Source organism: Archangium minus, assembly GCF_044360475.1.
In the GTDB taxonomy this organism is placed as follows: Bacteria; Myxococcota; Myxococcia; order Myxococcales; family Myxococcaceae; genus Archangium; species Archangium minus.
In genome coordinates this window covers 303,228-319,660 of the sequence record NZ_CP043494.1, presented here as the reverse complement: position 1 = coordinate 319,660, position 16,433 = coordinate 303,228, and the positions used below count along the sequence as shown (strand labels likewise).

At 68.9% G+C, this 16,433-nt stretch carries 14 protein-coding genes; 5 read left to right on the top strand and 9 right to left on the bottom strand.

The genetic code is table 11. The annotated features are described in order from the left end of the window. Positions 1-118 precede the first annotated feature (118 nt). Together F0U60_RS01440 and F0U60_RS01435 are read right to left on the bottom strand one after the other, a co-directional pair. Positions 119-2,527 (bottom strand): PAS domain S-box protein, encoded by a 2,409-nt coding sequence (locus F0U60_RS01440; RefSeq protein ID WP_395813113.1) that lies wholly within the window; start codon positions 2,525-2,527, stop codon positions 119-121. 258 nt (positions 2,528-2,785) lie between these two features. After that, positions 2,786-4,105, bottom strand: a complete 1,320-nt coding sequence (locus tag F0U60_RS01435; protein ID WP_395813111.1) for a DUF763 domain-containing protein — start codon at positions 4,103-4,105, stop codon at positions 2,786-2,788. A gap of 151 nt (positions 4,106-4,256) precedes the next feature. Between F0U60_RS01435 and F0U60_RS01430 the strand changes: the two genes are divergently transcribed. After that, complete coding sequence (locus F0U60_RS01430) at positions 4,257-5,258, top strand: glycosyltransferase family 4 protein (protein ID WP_395813109.1); 1,002 nt, start codon at positions 4,257-4,259, stop codon at positions 5,256-5,258. 14 nt (positions 5,259-5,272) lie between these two features. Here the strand turns inward: F0U60_RS01430 and F0U60_RS01425 are convergent, their stop codons facing one another. Beyond that, complete coding sequence (locus F0U60_RS01425) at positions 5,273-5,656, bottom strand: hypothetical protein (protein ID WP_395813107.1); 384 nt, start codon at positions 5,654-5,656, stop codon at positions 5,273-5,275. A gap of 138 nt (positions 5,657-5,794) precedes the next feature. Then, a complete protein-coding gene (locus F0U60_RS01420; protein ID WP_395813105.1) occupies positions 5,795-7,489 on the bottom strand; it encodes an ATP-binding protein in 1,695 nt (564 codons plus the stop codon). A 139-nt stretch (positions 7,490-7,628) separates the two neighbouring features. Here F0U60_RS01420 and F0U60_RS01415 point away from each other — a divergent pair, with 139 nt between their 5' ends. Further along, positions 7,629-8,090, top strand: coding sequence for a hypothetical protein (locus tag F0U60_RS01415; protein ID WP_395813103.1), 462 nt, complete (start codon positions 7,629-7,631; stop codon positions 8,088-8,090). A gap of 8 nt (positions 8,091-8,098) precedes the next feature. On the opposite strand, the gene F0U60_RS01410 is transcribed toward F0U60_RS01415, so the two are convergent. Continuing rightward, positions 8,099-8,764 carry a hypothetical protein gene (locus tag F0U60_RS01410; RefSeq protein ID WP_395813101.1) on the bottom strand — a complete coding sequence of 222 codons (666 nt, stop codon included), beginning with the start codon at positions 8,762-8,764 and terminating at the stop codon, positions 8,099-8,101. Between the two features lie 187 nt (positions 8,765-8,951). Between F0U60_RS01410 and F0U60_RS01405 the strand changes: the two genes are divergently transcribed. Together F0U60_RS01405 and F0U60_RS01400 are read left to right on the top strand one after the other, a co-directional pair. Continuing rightward, positions 8,952-9,917, top strand: a complete 966-nt coding sequence (locus F0U60_RS01405) for a hypothetical protein (protein ID WP_395813099.1) — start codon at positions 8,952-8,954, stop codon at positions 9,915-9,917. 121 nt (positions 9,918-10,038) lie between these two features. Continuing rightward, positions 10,039-10,998 (top strand): PLP-dependent cysteine synthase family protein, encoded by a 960-nt coding sequence (locus F0U60_RS01400; RefSeq protein ID WP_395813097.1) that lies wholly within the window; start codon positions 10,039-10,041, stop codon positions 10,996-10,998. Positions 10,999-11,009: 11 nt separating this feature from the next. Here the strand turns inward: F0U60_RS01400 and F0U60_RS01395 are convergent, their stop codons facing one another. Both F0U60_RS01395 and F0U60_RS01390 read right to left on the bottom strand, forming a co-directional pair. Then, a complete protein-coding gene (locus tag F0U60_RS01395; protein WP_395813095.1) occupies positions 11,010-11,243 on the bottom strand; it encodes a hypothetical protein in 234 nt (77 codons plus the stop codon). Between the two features lie 174 nt (positions 11,244-11,417). Continuing rightward, entirely contained in the window at positions 11,418-12,584 is a 1,167-nt protein-coding gene (locus F0U60_RS01390) for an alkaline phosphatase PhoX (RefSeq protein WP_395813093.1), read from the bottom strand. Positions 12,585-12,698: 114 nt separating this feature from the next. Between F0U60_RS01390 and F0U60_RS01385 the strand changes: the two genes are divergently transcribed. Beyond that, positions 12,699-13,646, top strand: coding sequence for a phosphotransferase (locus tag F0U60_RS01385; protein WP_395813091.1), 948 nt, complete (start codon positions 12,699-12,701; stop codon positions 13,644-13,646). A 42-nt stretch (positions 13,647-13,688) separates the two neighbouring features. Here the strand turns inward: F0U60_RS01385 and F0U60_RS01380 are convergent, their stop codons facing one another. Together F0U60_RS01380 and F0U60_RS01375 are read right to left on the bottom strand one after the other, a co-directional pair. Next, complete coding sequence (locus F0U60_RS01380) at positions 13,689-15,326, bottom strand: long-chain fatty acid--CoA ligase (protein WP_395813089.1); 1,638 nt, start codon at positions 15,324-15,326, stop codon at positions 13,689-13,691. A gap of 113 nt (positions 15,327-15,439) precedes the next feature. Continuing rightward, positions 15,440-16,414: an NADPH:quinone oxidoreductase family protein gene (locus F0U60_RS01375; protein WP_395813087.1), complete on the bottom strand. Its 975-nt coding sequence runs from the start codon at positions 16,412-16,414 to the stop codon at positions 15,440-15,442. Positions 16,415-16,433 lie beyond the last annotated feature (19 nt).

Here is a 16,433-nt window from a genome sequence, read left to right as displayed (position 1 = left end):
GGCGTGTACCCAAAAGTTCTGCCACGGACCGCCTCGGCGAGTCCTAACAGCCCGATCAGGGCTGTCCACCACCTTACGCGGCTGAGCCAGCCTCCTGCACCAGGAAGCGAGCAGGCAGCTAACAGCCCTTCGGGAGCCACACGGTGAAGGTGGTGCCCGCCTCGCCGGTGCCCACCTCCATCCTCCCCCCGTGCCCTTCCACCACCTGGCGCACGATGTAGAGCCCCAGCCCCAGGCTGCCCGACGGCCGGAACTTCGCCATCCCCCGGCGGAACGGCTCGAAGAGCACCGGCAGCAGCTCCTCCGGAATGGGCGCGCCCTCGTTGAACACCGACAGCTCCACCTCGTCCGGCAACTCCCTCGCCCGCACACACACCGCCGTCCCCTCCCTCGCATGCCTGAGCGCGTTGGACAGCAGGTTGGAGAGCACCTGCCGCATGCGCGGGCCGTCCCACTGCCCCTCGCAATGGGAGTCTCCCTCCAGGCGGATGTCCCGGCCTGGGTGCGTCACCGAGAACTCGTCGAGGACCTCCCGGCACAGCCGCACCAGCTCGTTGCGCTCGCGGACCAGGGGAATGCCTCCGCCCAGCCGCCCTCGGGTGAAGTCGAGCAGGTCGGAGATCATCCTCCCCATGTTGTCCGCGCTGCTCGCGATGCGCCCCGCCGTACGCATCAGCACTTCCTGCGTGGGCTTCTCCATCCGCTGCAACGTGCGCGCGCCCAGGGAGATGGCCTGCAAGGGATTGCGCAGGTCATGGCTCACGACCCCGAGGAACTGCTGCTCCAGCTCCGCCCGCTGCCGTGCCTCCTCCTTCGCCCGGCGCTCCTCGTCGTAGAGCCAGGCGCGCGCCAGGGCCTGGGCACACAGCGCACAGAGCGACTCCAGGTGCGCCATGTCGTGCGCACTGAAGCGGCGCAGCGAGGAGAAGCTCAGCCCCAGCACGCCCACCACCCGCTCGCCATCTTTCAGCGGAATGCTCAGCCAGGTGCGGCTGCGGCTCCCCTGGATGGTCTTGAAGAACTCGGGCCACTCCCACTCCAGGGACTCGGAGGCCTGGAGCCAGAAGGTCCGCCCCTCGAGCGCCGCCAGGGAGGAGGGGGCGCGGATGCCGAGCGGGAAGTGGCCGTAGTTCTGGGGAATGTGGGGGGGGTAGCCGAAGTGGCTGATCATCCGCAGCTTCCCGTCTTCCACCTGGCTGACGGCGCCCGCGTAGGCATCCAGCGACTTCAGCCCATGCTCCACCAGGGCCTCGGCCACCTGCCGCGGGGTGAGCGCATTGGCGAAGGCGGCCGTGGTGGCCTGGAGAGCCACGGCGCGCTGCTCGTTCAACTTGCGCTCGGTGATGTCCAGCCAGATGCCTGAGAAGCTAAGCGCCCGCCCCTCCTCATCGAAGCGCACCCGGCCCCGCGCGGACACCCAGCGCAGCATTCCGTCCTGCAGTCCCACCACCCGGAACTCGGTCGCGAAGAAGCCCCCATTTCCGCCCGACAGCGAGCGATCAACCGCCGCCATCACCTGTTCGATATCCTCCGGGTGAACCCCCGTCTGCCACACCTCCGGGCGCACGGAGGCATCAGGCGGCAGACCAAACATCTCCTTGGCGCGCGCGTCCCAGCGCACCTCCCCCGTGGGGATTTCATAGATCCACGTGCCGAGCTCGGCGGCCTCGAGCGCCATCCGCAACCGCGACCGGCTGGACTCCAGCTCCGACATGAGATGCTTCAGCTGGCGCTCGGCCTCCCGGCGCTCGGTGAGGTCCACCACCATCGTCACGCCCCGGTTGGACTCGCCCTCGAGCGAGGCGACCCCCAACATCACATCCACCCGCGTGCCGTCCTTGCGCAGGTACTGCTTCTCGTACAGCACGCTGACGCCCTGGGCCTGGAGCTCCTCGAATGCCCGGACGTCCGCCGCTTCCCATTCGGGGGGCGTCATCTTCCGCCAGTCGAGCGGGCCCCGCGCCATGTCCTCGCGCGTGTAGCCCACCAGCGACAGGAAGGTGTCGTTGGCATCGAGGATGGTGCCATCCAGGTCCCAATAGACGATGCCCACCATGCCAGACTCGGTGAGCCGCCGCGCGCGCGTCTGGGACTTCTCCAGCTCGCGCTGAAGCCGCTGCCGCTCGGCCTCTGCCTCCTCGCGCTCGCGCTGACGGGCCAGCTCCGCGCGGCGCATGCGCACCAGGGCCCACGTCTGCGCCACCAGGTGCTTGGGCTCAATGGGCTGGGGGATGTAGCCGTCCGCCCCGTCCGCGAAGAGCCGCTCCTCCAGCTCCTCATCCCGGAGCAGGGCGGAGATGTAGAGCACGGGAATGGCGGCGGTGGCGGGATTCTGCTTGAGCCGGCGGCAGACATCGAAGCCGTTCATGTCCGACAGGCGCACATCCAGCACCACCACGTCCGGCTGCGAGGCCGCCACCGCGAGCGCCTCGCCTCCGCTGAACGCCTCCAACACCTCCATGCCGGCGAGGCGCAACGTCTGCGCGATGAGGTAGCGCTTGGCCTCCGTGTCATCGACGACCAGCACCCGCCCGTCCAAACGGGGGGCGGAGACCAGTTTCGCGGACGACCCCCGTCGCGAGGAGGAGGCGTGGCTGCTGCTCGACAAGACGGGGGCTCCTCATTGCCTGGGGGGAGGCAGGCATCTGCAGATGGATTTCTGCCATGACCCGCCCGGGCCAGTCCCGAACACACCGGCCTGGGAGGAAACAGGTGTCGACCACCTTACGCGTCCCACGGTCGGCCACTCCCCCTCCAGGAGAGGGAGCCCCCCACAGGGAACACGTCACCCCGAGTGACGGGAGGAGCCTCCAGGCGTGTCATCCCCCAGGCCGGGCAGCTCCAGCTGGGCCCGAGCACGAGGCGCACGCCGCCAGCCGGGACGTCCCGAGGGCCTGCGAGGAGGAGCCTCCGTGGGCAGCAACTCCGTAGCATCCTTCCAACCGGCTTGGACCAGCTCCTCAAAGGAGGGGCCGGTGGTGACGGCCTCGAGCCTGCGTGCCTGCCGATCCAACTCGCGCAGGGCCTGGAGCTTCTCGTCATTGCCGAGCCTCGCCGCGTCCACCGCCGCGCGCAGGACACGCAGGGTCTCGTCGTAGACGTCGAGCCGCACCGGGAAGGGCTGCCGGTCCTTGCCGCCCTGGGCGAAGGCGAAGCGCGCCGGATCCGTGAAGCGCGCGGGCGAGCCATGGAGCACCTCCGCGACGGTGGCCAGCGCCGCCACCGTGCGAGCGCCTACGCCGGAGGTGAGGAGCAGCTCGGAGAAGTCCTTGGGGCCCTGCTCGGCCGCGGCGGCGAGCGTGCCGTGGAGCCTGCGCAGCAACACATCACCGGGCGCCACCTCCTCGTGCACGGGCATCTGCAGGTGGGGTAGCGGCGGGGTGTAGGGCTCGGGGGCGGGCTGGGGACGCAGCTTGCGCAGCGCGCCCAGGACCACGTCCGGCCCCTGGGACACGAGCTCCACCTGCGCGGCCCGAGCCATCGCGGCGCGCTTGTCCGTGAGGTTGAGGATGACACCCTGGTTGGGCCCGTGGATGGCGGCGTGAGGCGAGTCCACGAAGCTGCCGAGCCCCTCGGACAACCAGTGGTAGCGCCGGGCCTGCCGGGCCTCGGGGTTCATCCCCTGCTGCACCACGGCCCACGCGTTGTCGTCCGAGAGGATGAGGCTGTGGGCGTACAGCTCGAAGCCGTCCTGGACGGCGGCGCTGTCCACCTTGGCGGCCAGGCGGCTGGCTCGGATGAGGGCGTCGGCGTCGATGCCCACCCGGTCACCGATGATGCGCAGCTCGTCGGGGGTGCGGCGCGCCTGCACGCCCTTGCCGCCCACCACGTACAACCCGAGCTGACGGCCACCCGGGGTGAGCCCGCGCTTGAGCGCGCCGAGCACCGTGGTGGTGACGCCCGAGGAGTGCCAGTCCATGCCCATGACAGCGCCGAGCGACTGGAACCAGAAGGGGTGCGCGAGCCGGCGCAGCACCTCGTGACGGCCGTAGTGGAGGACGAGCGCCTCCACCAGCACGCGGCTCATGCGCGCCATGCGCTCGGCGAGCCAGTCCGGCACGCGGCCAGAATGGAGGGGAAGGTCTGCACTGCCCGTACGGTCCATGGTGACTCCAGAGGTAACCTCCAGAAGTCAACCTCTGGACTCGGGTGCTTCTTCACGAGCGGGCCCCTGTCGGCTCGGGGCAGGCCGCAGGGCGAGCGGGCACACGGCTCGGATGACGGGAGGGACCATCTGGAGTAGAGACACCGACGCCATGCCGCTCGTCGTTCATCCGCACTTCCACCGTCGCCGCACTGGAGTCACGGCGCACACCGAGCTCATCGTCCCCGAGCTGGCGCGCCTCATGGAGACGAGGGCGCTGGGCAAGCACCTGGCAGCGGACGTGCCGAGGATTCCGTGGGGCGAGCTGTGGAGGCGCCTGCGCGAGGAGCCGGTGGTGTGGCACGCGCACCGAAACAACGAGCTGCTCTTCGGCTTCCTGTTGAGGCTGCTGGGGAGGCAGGTGCGGCTGGTGTACACGCGCCACGGCCCGTACCCGCCGAGCTGGTTCACCCGCTTCATCGCGCGCTACGCCGAGCAGCTCGTCACGCTCAACCCGCAGGGCGCCGAGTGGATGGGGATTCCCTCGCGAATCGTGACGCACGGGGTGAACCTGGAGCGCTTCGTGCCTCCGGCGGACCGAGCGGCGGCGTGGAGCGCGCTGGGGCTGGGTGGGCGCTATGGCGTGGGGGTGGTGGGTCGGGTGCGCCCCAACAAGGGCCAGGGTGACTTCGTGGAGGCCATCCGCCCGCTGCTCTCCGAGTTCCCCGAGTGGAAGTCCGTGCTGGTGGGGCTGGCGAAGGGCAAGGACGCGGCGTGGGCGGAGAAGCTGCGCGAGTCCACGGGCGGAGAGCTGGTGCTCGCGGGCGAGCACAAGAACGTGGTGCCCTGGTACCAGGGGATGAGCATCCTGGTGCACCCCTCGTACGGCGAGGCCTTCTCCATGGTGCTGGTGGAGGCGATGGCGTGCGGGTGCTGCCCGGTGGTGACGCGGCTGCCGCATGTGCCGGCGGTCATCGAGCACGGACGCACGGGCTTCATGTACGAGCCCGGAGACGTGGCCACGCTGCGAGAGCTGCTGCGGATGCTCTTCCGCGAGCCCGAGCGCGTGCGACAGGTGGGGCTCAACGCGGCCGAGGAGGCCCGCGCGCGCTTCGGCGTGGCGCACGAGGCGCGAGCGCTGGCCGGGGTGTACCAGGCAGCGCTCGGGGGCTGAGCCAAGCCCCGCGCCTACTTCTTCGAGCGCGACGCGCTGCTCGACTTGCGCGAACGCGACGCGCTGCTCGACTTGCGTGAACGCGACGCGCTGCTCGACTTGCGCCCGGTGCGGCCACTCGCCGAGGTACGGCCACGGGACTTGCTGCCCGCGCTGCTACGCGAGCTACGAGCCGGCTTCGCCCGGCGCGACGCGCTCTTCGACGCACTCTTCGTCGAGCGCTTCGAGGTGCTCTTCGACGAGCCCTTGGTCTCACCGGCCTTCCGGCGCTGCTTGTTCACGACACGGGCCGCGAGCTCCTCGGCGCGCCCCTCGCTCGCCCCACGCTTGCGCGCGGACTGTTTGATTTTCGCGTACTGGCGCTGGCGCTTCGGGTTCTTCACTCCACGCGGTGGCATTCGTTCCTCCTCCATGTGTCGGCTGGCTTGCGACAACATGATGGGGATGCCCGCTTCCCGACGCTGGGGGCGTGCGGAATTTTACGAGGCCGAGCGTTGAACATCGTGCGCTCGCAAAGCCCTTGCCTCGCGCCAATGTCAGGCGGCTGACTGCTCGGGCGTGCCGGAGCCCTCGGCGACGAGCAGCGTGATGAAGAAGCTCGTGCCCTTGCCCTTCTCACTCTCCACGCGGATGTCCCCACCGAGCGAGGTGATGATCTGATGGCACACCGACAGGCCCAGCCCCGTCCCCACGCCAATGGGCTTGGTGGTGAAGAACGGATCAAAGATGCGCCGCAGGTGCTCGGGGGAAATGCCAGAACCGGTGTCGCGCACCTCCACGGTGACCTTGCCGGGGGTGGAGACCCGGGCCAGTACGCGAATCTCGTTCTCTGCCGCTCGGCCCGGCTCAATCGCATGCGCCGCGTTGATGAACAGGTTGAGGAACACCTGCCCCAGGCGCGCCGCATTGGCCTTCACCAGAGGCACGCCAGAGCACTCCTCCACCAGGTTCGCGCGATCCCGAAGCTCATGCCGGGCCATCTTGGCCGAGCCCCGAACCACCGCCGCCAGGTCCACAGGGCCGAGCGCCACGTCATCCGGCCTCGACAGCGCCTTGAGGTCCTGCACGATGAGGCGCACGCGCTCGGCGCCCTCGCTGGCCTCGGAGAGCGCCGCCAGCATCTCCTGCCGGGCCTCCTCTGACGGAGGGCCATTCGCATCTCCCAGCTCCTGCTGGACGTAGCGCAGGTTGCTGAGGATGTAGGCGAGCGGGTTGTTGATTTCATGTCCCACGCCCGCGGCGAGCCTTCCCACGGACGCGAGCCGATCCGCGAAGAGCAGCTGCTCCTGCGCGGCCTGGAGCTGATAGAGGCTGTCCTTCAAACGGTCATTGGTCTCAGCGAGCTCGACGGTGCGCGCGAGCACCGTCTTCTCCAGCAAGGACTGGTAGCGGAGGGCCTCACGCTCGGCGGTCTCGGCCTCGGCCTTGATGAGCCGCTGCTTCTCCTCGAGCAGGTCGCGCAGCTCGCGGGCCATCCGGTCAAAGGCGTGCGCCAGCATGCTCAGCTCGTCGAGCCCCGTGGCGGAGGTGCGGATGTCGAAGTCGCCCCGCCCGATGCGCTCCGCCACGGAGGAGAGCTCCTTGAGCGAGCGTTGCATGGGCGTGACAATGGCGAAGGCGAGCACCAGCACGAGCATGAGGCACAGGAGGGGGAAGAACATCGCCAGCAGCTGGCCGAACCGCACGCTCTCGTCCCACCGGCTCCGCAGCGCCTGCAGCTCGCCATGCTCCGCCCGCTGGAGGTCCTCGATGAGTGGGCCCACGCTCTGCTCGAACCGTGTGTACAGCAACCACTCCACCGTGGAGCCCACCGACGTGCCCTCCGGGAGGGCGCGCACCCGGGACTCCGCCCACGTCGCCCAGGCCAGCAGGGCGTCGCTCAGCGCCTGGAATTCCATGCGCTCTTGCTCGACGGTCCGGTCCTCCTCCCACCGGTACTGCCGGGACGAGCTGTCCTCGAGCCGCACCATCTCCAGCTCCACTCGCTTCGCCAGCTCGCTCCGCACGAGCGAGGTGTCCGCTCGCGTCAACCGCGCCTGGGCCAGCTGGTTCAGGTAGGGCCAGGCGAGCGCGTGCAACCGGTTGTAGCTATCGAGCTGCTCCTGGAGGGTGGTCACCTGCTCGCGCATCAACTGGCTCTGGTGGGCGCCAGTGAAGAGATGGAGCCCCATGAGGCAGACGAGCACGACCGCCATCAATGCGAACAGAAACACCTTGGCGCGAATCGTCATGGCCCAGCCCTGGGTCGACCCAACAACACCCGCGCATGCTCTCACGACCCCCGCCCCGGCGCGAGAGGCAGGGGACTTGCCGGGCCCGCGCCGCTTCGGCCTGCCTGGACAGGGGCCCTCAGGCTATCCTCCCACCCACATGCGGTGCGACCTTTGCTATCAGTCCGAGCCGACAACCTATGTCGAGCTCCATCACAACGTGGGGATGCTCCTCCTGCGCCGGGAGTACACGACCCAGGGAGAGCTGTGCCGCGGCTGCCTGGGCCGGGCCTTCTGGCACCACACCCTGCGGAACCTGACGCTCGGTTGGTGGGGGGCCATCTCCTTCTTCATGACGTGGTACTTCCTCGCCTCGAACCTCGTCTCGTACGTGCAGGCGCGTGGCGAGCTGGCGAAGGCCGCACCTCGACGGGCCGCGCCGAAGCCGGTGGCCTCGGGGGAGGAGGCCCAGCGCCTCCTCGAGCCGTTCGAGCACAACGTACGCATGCGGCTGCGCGACGGAGAGACGCCCGACTCAGTGGCCCAGGATCTCTCCCGCTACCACGGTGTCGAGCTCGTCTCCGCCCAGCGCTTCGTCGAGCAACTCCGCGAAGCCGCCTGAGCCCTCGGTCAAGGCGTTCGAGGCTTGGGCTCCCGGCGAGAGATCCGCCCCTGTAGGCGCTTGTAGATGTCGAGCACGAGCCGCAGCTCGTCCGCGGTCCGCTGCTCGATGGCGCCGTAATCACGACCCTCGTAGCTGTCCCAAACGCTCTTGCTGGAGCCCTTCCGCTCTCGCAATCCCAGACGCCCGGCCATCTCCCGAGTCGTCTTGGGATAGAGCACGGGCTCCTCGGGGAACAGGAAGCTGGCCTCGTTGGCGAGATCGATGGGACGCGCCTTGAAGAAGACCTCGAACAGCTCGGCCGGACTGGCAATCTCGTTGAAGAGGGAGCGGCAGTAGAGCGCCGGGAGATCAAACTTGGCGATCCCCGCGCCGCAGACGACGAGGTCCACCGCCGGCTTGCCAAGAATCCGGACGTTCTCCTCGCGCTGCCGCCGCCACTCGTCCTCGAAGCGCGCTTTGATGGCCTTGAGCAGGGCGGCCTCGGAGCCGAAGTTCCAGAGCCACAGCCCCTCGAGCGCCGGAGCCTCCGGGAGAGGGTCCGCGAAGCGCTTGCTGAAGAAACACCCGCCCAGCAACACGTGCCCCGGCCGAGCGGGATTGACGATGAGCGAGCTCAGGCTCGCGGTCCGCTCATCCGGAGGAGCATAGGCTTCCAGGTCGAGGAACAGCATGAGCCAGAAGGCTACCACCGCTCGTCAGGCGCCGCCGTGCGACGGACGACACTCGCGACGGTGGAGAGTTCCTGACATGGACACTCCCCCTGTCGAGCATGCGGCACCCGCGCCTGGAGCGCCGACCGTGCGGACCGAGAGGTGCTTGGATGGTCCCACGCGGAACCGCATTCCCAGGAGGGCTCCCGTGCCGACCCCCAAGCAGCTGTTCCATGTCGCTCTGGCGGCAGGGTGTTTCCTCAGCACCACTCCGGCCGAGGCCCGCTTCGGTAAATCGAGAGGCTCCAGCGGCTCCAGCTCCTCGGGCTCTCGCTCTTCCGGCGGCTCAGGCTCTCGCGCATCTGGGGGCTCTAGCAGCGGCTCCGGCTCTCGCGCGTCCGGCCGCTACACCGAGTGGAAGGAGCACGCCCACGGAGCCAGCAGCCAGGGCCAGCGGGTCCATGACGCCACACCGGTGGGCCAGGACTCCGATGACGACGACTCTCCGAACCCTGGAGGAGGGCGTCCGGACAAGGGTCCCCGGAGGCCCGTCATCGTTCCGGTCCCCGGGTGGATCGCCATCGACGGAACCTACATCCCATACCACCGTTACCGCCCGTATCCCGTGGCGACGCAGGAGCCAGACGAGCCGAGCCACCCGGTCATGGTGCGGATGGGCGTGGAGGGACACGCCGTGCGAGACGGTGGGTCGGTGGGCTTCAACCTGGGCTTCGAGGAGCGGCACTGGGGCATCTCCACACGCTTCACCGGGCTGTCGTTGAACACGGACGACGGCACGCCAGGACAGGACCACATCCACCTGGCGGAGGCACACGTGACGTTCGCCCCAGTCGTGGGCGAACGAGGCCGCTTGCGCATGGAGGGAGGCGTGGCCGCGGCGCGAGCGCCGGACGTCACCTTCATCGGACCAAGCCTGGCCCTGTCCTTCGAGCGCTGTCTGCTGGGGCCGCTGGATTTGGAAGGCCGGCTCCAGTGGGTGCCGGTACCGCACCTGCAGTTGGACGGACAGGCCGCGCTGGCGGTGCACCTGGGCGTGCTGACCCTGCGCGCCGGTTGGCGTGGGCTGCTGCTGGATGACCGCGGCCATGTGGACGGAGTGGTGCACCGGGACAGGATGGGCGGACCGTTCGCGGGCCTCGGCCTGAGCTTCTGACACTGCCCTCCGAACAGGGAACATCCTGGCGAGCGGCCAGAGGGCCAGAGCCCCTGCTGGAAGGGGAACTCCCGGAGCGGGGGCTTTCACGATATGTGAGGCGGAGCTCAGGAGTTCTGCCATGACGACCCACCGTCCCCCCTGTCGCCCGCTCCCCGCGGATGGTCGCTTCATCCAGGCGATCGGTCCCACGCCGCTGGTCCCCGTCCGCCTGGAGGCGGAGGGCCCGACCATCTGGTGCAAGCTGGAGTTCCTCAACCCGAGCGGCTCCACGAAGGACCGCATCGCGCGCTACATGCTGGAGAAGGCGTGGCGGTTGGGGGAGCTGTGCCCGGGTGGCGAGGTGGTGGAGGCCTCCAGCGGCTCGACGAGCATCGCGCTGGCGCTGGCCTCTGCGCAGATGGGCCTGAAGTTCACCGCGGTGATGCCCGAGGGCGTCACGGGCGAGCGCGTGCTCACCATCCGCGCCTACGGTGGCAACGTGGAGCTGGTGCCGCGCGAGGCGGGCATCCGAGGCGCCATCGCACGGGCGGAGGAGATCGCACGCGAGCGCAAGGCCTTCGCGCCGCGCCAGTTCGAGAACCCGGACAACGCGGAAGCGCACCGGGTGTGGACGGGGCAGGAGATTCTGTCCCAGGTGCCAGGCGGACTCGTGCACGCGGTGGTGAGCGGGGTGGGCACGGGCGGCACGGTGGTGGGGCTGTACCAGGCCTTCGCGGAGGCGGGCTGTCCGGTGAGCCCCTTCGTGGCGCGGCCCATCTCCGGGCTGGGCAGTGACATGGAGTGCTGCAGCTTCAGCTCACGCGTGCCGGGCGTGGTGGACGGCCTGTCGAAGCTGTACCGCGAGGCGGACCTGCCAGGGCTGGTGGAGCTGAACATCTCGGACGAGGTGGCGATGCGCACCGCGCGGGAGCTCCTGCGCCGAGGCTTCCCGGTGGGTCCCTCGTCGGGGCTCAACTACGCGGCGGCGGTAGAGGCGGCGAAGCGGCTGGGCCCCCATGCCCAGGTGGTGACGCTCTTCCCGGACCGGATGGAGCGCTACTTCTCCACCGAGCTCCTCCAGCCCAAGAGCACCCCCTGAGCGCAGCGCCACTACCGCGAGCGCACAGCGTCTGGCGGCACGTGCTGGCGGATGAGCTTCGTGGCCAGGCGAGGCACGCGGTGCAGGGGCAGGAGAATCACCGTCAACTGCACCCACACGAAGAACAGGGGCACGAGGCTCGCCAGGCTGGAGCCCTGCCGGTGCAACACGATGGCGCTCGCAACGAGGGCCACCGCGAGCCCCGCCACCACGAGCCACATCGACCTGGAGTCCCGCTTCGTCATCACTGACCTCATCGAAAGCACGGTCAGGAGCATTGCGATCCACGTGCCACCCGGCCCTGCCTTGGGAGGAAGAGGCCCCGAGGGACTTCCGAGGCGTTCCGCCACAGAGGCCGGTGTGGCGTTCTGGGAGGCTGTGGCGATACGCCACAGTCCCCCGAAGCAGGCCTGTCTGCCCTACGTGCGGAAGGGCCCGGTCACCTCGAAGGTGATGCCGCCGCTGCTGGAGCCCGAGGTGCCGCGCTGCGAGCTGAAATACAGCCGCTTCCCATCCGGGCTGAAGGCCGGGCCGGTGATCTCCGAGCTGTTGTGACCCACGAGCTGGAGGAGCGGGGCCACGATCCGATTGGGGGTGATGATGCAGATTTGGAGATCTCCCCCGTCCTCGGCCACGAAGATGTCGCCGGAGGAGGAGACAGTGACGTTGTCCACGCCCTTGAGGGGCGAGTTCGGATAGATGTTGTCGTCGTAGATGATCTCCAAGCGCGAGGTCTCCGGGGTGTAGGCCCAGACGCGGTTGTCGCCCTTGGTGGTGAAGTAGACGGTGCCGCGGTCATACCAGCAGCCCTCGCCGCCGTTGAAGACGGTGGTCTGCGAGGCATTGGACTGCTGGGAGGCGGGCTTGGAGGCGGACACGGGCACCCACGTCACGGTGGCGCCGGTCAGCGGATCGCCGGAGACGCGAGCGGCCTCGAGCGTGCCCGAGGCGAGCGAGGGATAGGAGGACGGGGTGAAGCGGTAGAAGCGACCGCTGGTGCTGTCCTCGGTGAGGTAGAGACGGTAGTCATCCGAGTCCACCGCGACGGCCTCGTGAGAGAAGGTGCCGAGCGCGGCGCGCAGCACGCCCTGGGAGGACTTGGTGGGGTCGCACTCCCAGACGCGACCACCGGAGTACTCCTCGCAGGAGAGCCAGGTGCCCCAGGGGGTGGGACCGCCGGCGCAGTTGGAGGTGGTGTTGGAGAGGATGCGGTAGGCGCCGACGATGGTGCCGCCGGCGTCGAACTTGATGGCCGAGGCGCCGCCGGTGCCCAGGGCCTTCTCGGAGTTGGAGGTGTAGATCCACCCGCCGCCCGAGACGGGGAAGCAGGCGCCCCCATCCGGAGCGCCGTGCCAGGTGTAGCCGGTGCTGGCCACCTTGGAGCCGGAGCGCGCGATGATGCGAGAGGAGAAGCCCGCGGGCAGGCGCACGCCGTTGGCATCGGCGGAGCCGGAGATAGCACCGTAGGGGCTGTTGCCAGGCTGAGCGGGAGCGGCGTAGGCATTGCGCCAGAAGGCCGGACCCAGGGCGAGCGCCGTTCCGCTCACGGCGGAGAGACGCAGGAAGTTGCGGCGGTTGAACGACATACGTGCCTCCGGTTGGACGAGGACGCGCACACTCACACGAGCCCGAGGAAAGTTCGGGTCAACTCCCCGCAAGCACTGGCTGACGGGAACGTCACGAGCACACGAGCAAGAGCCATGGCACCTGTATGGGAAGCGGACATCACCCTGACGCGAGAGGACGCCACCGGGCTCGTGGAGCGACAGTTCCCAGAGCTGGCGCCCGCGAGGATGGAGCCCCTGGGGACAGGCTGGGACAATACGGCCTACACGGTGAACGGACGCTGGGTGTTTCGCTTCCCACGCCGGAAGGTTGCCGTGAGGCTGTTGGAGCACGAGTCACGACTCCTGCCCCGGCTGGCGTCCCACCTACCGCTGCGCATCCCCGAGCCGGTGTGGCTCGGCCGCCCCGAGGAGAGCTACCCCTACCCCTTCGCCGGGTACGAGTTGCTGCCCGGAGTCACCGCGTGCGCGGTGACATGGACGCCCGAGGAGCGCCTGCGCAACGCCGCGACGCTCGGTAGCTTCCTAGCGGCGCTGCACGGAATCCCGGTGGACGACGAAACGCTGGCGAGAGGCCCGGGAGACGAGCTCGACCGCGCGAACCTGAAGAAACGCGCGCCGATGATTCTCGAGCGGCTCGCGAAGCTGGAGGAGGAAGGAGCGGAGGTAGACGGAGCAGCGGTGCGCGCCTGGATATCGAGGCTGGTGGATACGCCGCCCTGGAAGAGGCGGGCCTGCTGGGTGCACGGAGACCTCTATGCGAGGCACCTGCTGGTGGACGAGCACCACACGGTGACGGGGGTGATCGACTGGGGAGACGTGCACCTGGGGGATCCGGCGATCGACCTGACGATCGCCTTCACCTTCCTGCCGCCGGAGGCGCGAGGAGCATTCCGGGAGGCCTACGGGGAGATCGACGAGGCCACCTGGGACCGAGCGCGCTTCCGAGCCTTCCACTACGGAGTGGCGCTGGTGCAGTACGGGAGGAGTGAGGGAGACGAAGCCATCACGAGGGTAGGCCACGACGCGCTCCGTTTCGGAGCCACCCCCACCCCCTCTCCCTCCGGGAGAGGGCCGGGGTGAGGGTATCGAGAACCCCGAGCCCCCACCGAGCGCCCTCGAGCCTCACCCCTCCGAGCGCTGCATCTTCACCAGGTGGTCGCCATAGTCCTCGCGCAACTTCGTCTTCAAGAACTTGCCGGTGGAGGTGCGAGGAATCTGGGGGATGAAGACATAGTCATCCGGCAACCACCACTTCACGAAGCGCTGCTCCAGATGAGCGGTGAGCTCCTGCTTCGAGACAGCCTGACCCGGCTTGAGCACCACAGCGGCGAGAGGACGCTCGTCCCACTTGGGGTCCTTCGCGGCGAACACAGCAGCCTCGAGCACGGCGGGATGAGCCATGAGGGCGTTCTCCAGGGCCACGGAGCTGATCCACTCGCCGCCGGACTTGATGACGTCCTTGGAGCGGTCGGTGATGCGCACATAACCCTCGGCGTCGAGCGTGACGACATCGCCGGTCTTGAACCAACCATCCGGGGTGAACCGGTCGGCGCCCTCGCTACTGTAGTACGAGGAGGCGACCCAGGGCCCACGCACCTCCAACTCGCCCATGGTCTCGCCATCCCAGGGGAGCACCTGGCCCGAGTCGCTCACATGACGAACCTCGACGAGCGGGAGGGCATAACCCTGAGTGGAGCGGATAGCGAGCCGCTCAGCCTGAGGCAGGTGCTCATGCTGCCGACGCGGACGCGCGAGCGTGCCGACGGGGTTCATCTCGGTCATGCCCCAGGCGTGCGTGACGACGAGACCATGGCGGTGGAGGAACCCCTCAATCATCGCGGGAGGAGCAGCGGAGCCGCCGATGGCCATGGTGCGCACGCTGCGCAAATCCCAGCGCTGCGGCTCCTGGTCGAGCAGGGCGAGGATACCGAGCCAGATGGTGGGGACACCGGCGGCGAGGGTGACGCGCTCGCCGGCCATGAGGTCCAGGAGGGACTGCGGGTCGAGGTGAGGCCCGGGGAAGACGAGCTTCGCGCCGGTGAACACCCCTCCATGGGGTAGCCCCCAGGCAGCGGCATGGAACATGGGCACTACGGGGAGGACAGCGTCGGGCTCGCTGATGCCGAACGTGTCATTCATGCACAAGGTGAGCGCATGCAGCACGCAGGAGCGGTGGCTGTAGAGAACGCCCTTGGGATTACCGGTGGTGCCGGAGGTGTAGCAGAGCATCGCCGCGGAGCGCTCGTCGAGCGTGGGCCAGACGAAGGAGTCCTGCTCGGGCGCGAGCAGCGCCTCGTAATCAAGACGTCCCTGGGGGGTGGGGCCATCATCGGGGATGACGATGACGTGCTCGACAGAGGGCACGGCGGCGATGAACTTCTCGAGGAGCGGCAGGAGCGAGCGATCCACGACGATGATGCGATCCTCGGCGTGGCGAGCGATATAGGCGAGGTCGTTGGGGTGGAGGCGGAGGTTGAGGGTGTGGATGACCGCGCCCATGGAGGGGACGGCGAAGTAGAGCTCCAGGTGGCGGTGGTGGTTCCAGCAGAGCGAGGCCACGCGGTCACCGGGCTTCACACCAAGCCGGGTGAGGGCGTGAGCGAGCTTGCAGGAGCGCCGGTAGAAGTCGGCGTAGGTGTAGCGGTGGAAGGACTTGTCCGGCTGACGGCTGACGATCTCCGAGCGGCCGAAGTAGGTGCGGGCTCGCTCGAGGAAGTGAGTGAGCGTGAGCGGGAAGTCCATCATGCGTCCGGTGAGCATCGGTACGTCCCCCTATGCGTGGAGGGGGAGGATGCTAGCGAGTCCGCTCACCGGAGCGCACGAAGGGAAGTGGCCATGCGTGGGCACGGCGCACTGAGTCAAACACACGCGGCCTACGCCTGCCGCACGCGCAGCACCACCTTGCCCGTGGCCTTGCGCGAGTCCAGCTCACGCAGCGCCTGCCCCGCCTGTTCCAGAGGAAACACCTGGCCCACGAGCGGCTCCACGAAGCCCTTATCCGCCAGGGCCGCCAGGTCCTTGGCGATCTCCGCGGTGAGCTGGGGCTCCTGCATCACGAAGGCGCCCCATGCCACGCCTACGACGTCCACGTTCTTGAGCAGCAGCCGGTTCACCTTCACCTCGGGGATGCGCCCGCCCGCGAAGCCCACCACGAGCAGCCGGCCCTCGGGAGCGAGGCACTTGAGGCTCAGGTCGAAGATGTCCCCACCCACAGGGTCCATCACCACGTCCACGCCCCAGCCGCCGGTCGCCTCCTTCACCTGCGACACCCAGTCGCCTGTGGACAGGAACGCCTTGTCCGCGCCCGCGCTGCGAGCCACCTCCGCCTTCTCTTCGCTGCTCACGACGGCGAGCACCCGCGCCCCCGCGCCGCGCGCCACCTGAATGGTCGCCGTGCCCACGCCCCCCGCGGCGCCGTGCACCAGCAGCGTCTCGCCCTCCTTGAGCCGGCCCCGCCGGTGCAGCGCGAAGTGCGCCGTGTGGTAGTTCATCACCGTCCCCGCGGCGGCCTCGAAGCTCCAGCCCTCGGGCACGCGGAACGTCATCCCCGGAGGCGCCGCCACCACGTCGGCCCAGCCTCCAAACATGGTGAAGGCCATGACCCGGTCTCCCGCCTTCACCGCCGCGCCCGCCGGAGCGCTGCGCACCACGCCCGCCACCTCCACGCCCGGCACGAAGGGTAGCGGCGGCTTCATCTGGTACTGCCCCTTGGTCAGCAGCAGGTCCGGGAAGCTCACTCCGGCCGCCACCACGTCGATGAGCACCGCGTCTCCCGCCTCGGGCTCTGGCATGTCCACCAGCTTGAGACCCTCGGGACCCTCCAACCGCTCGAGCTGCAAAGCGCGCATGGTGATTCTCCTCGGCCCA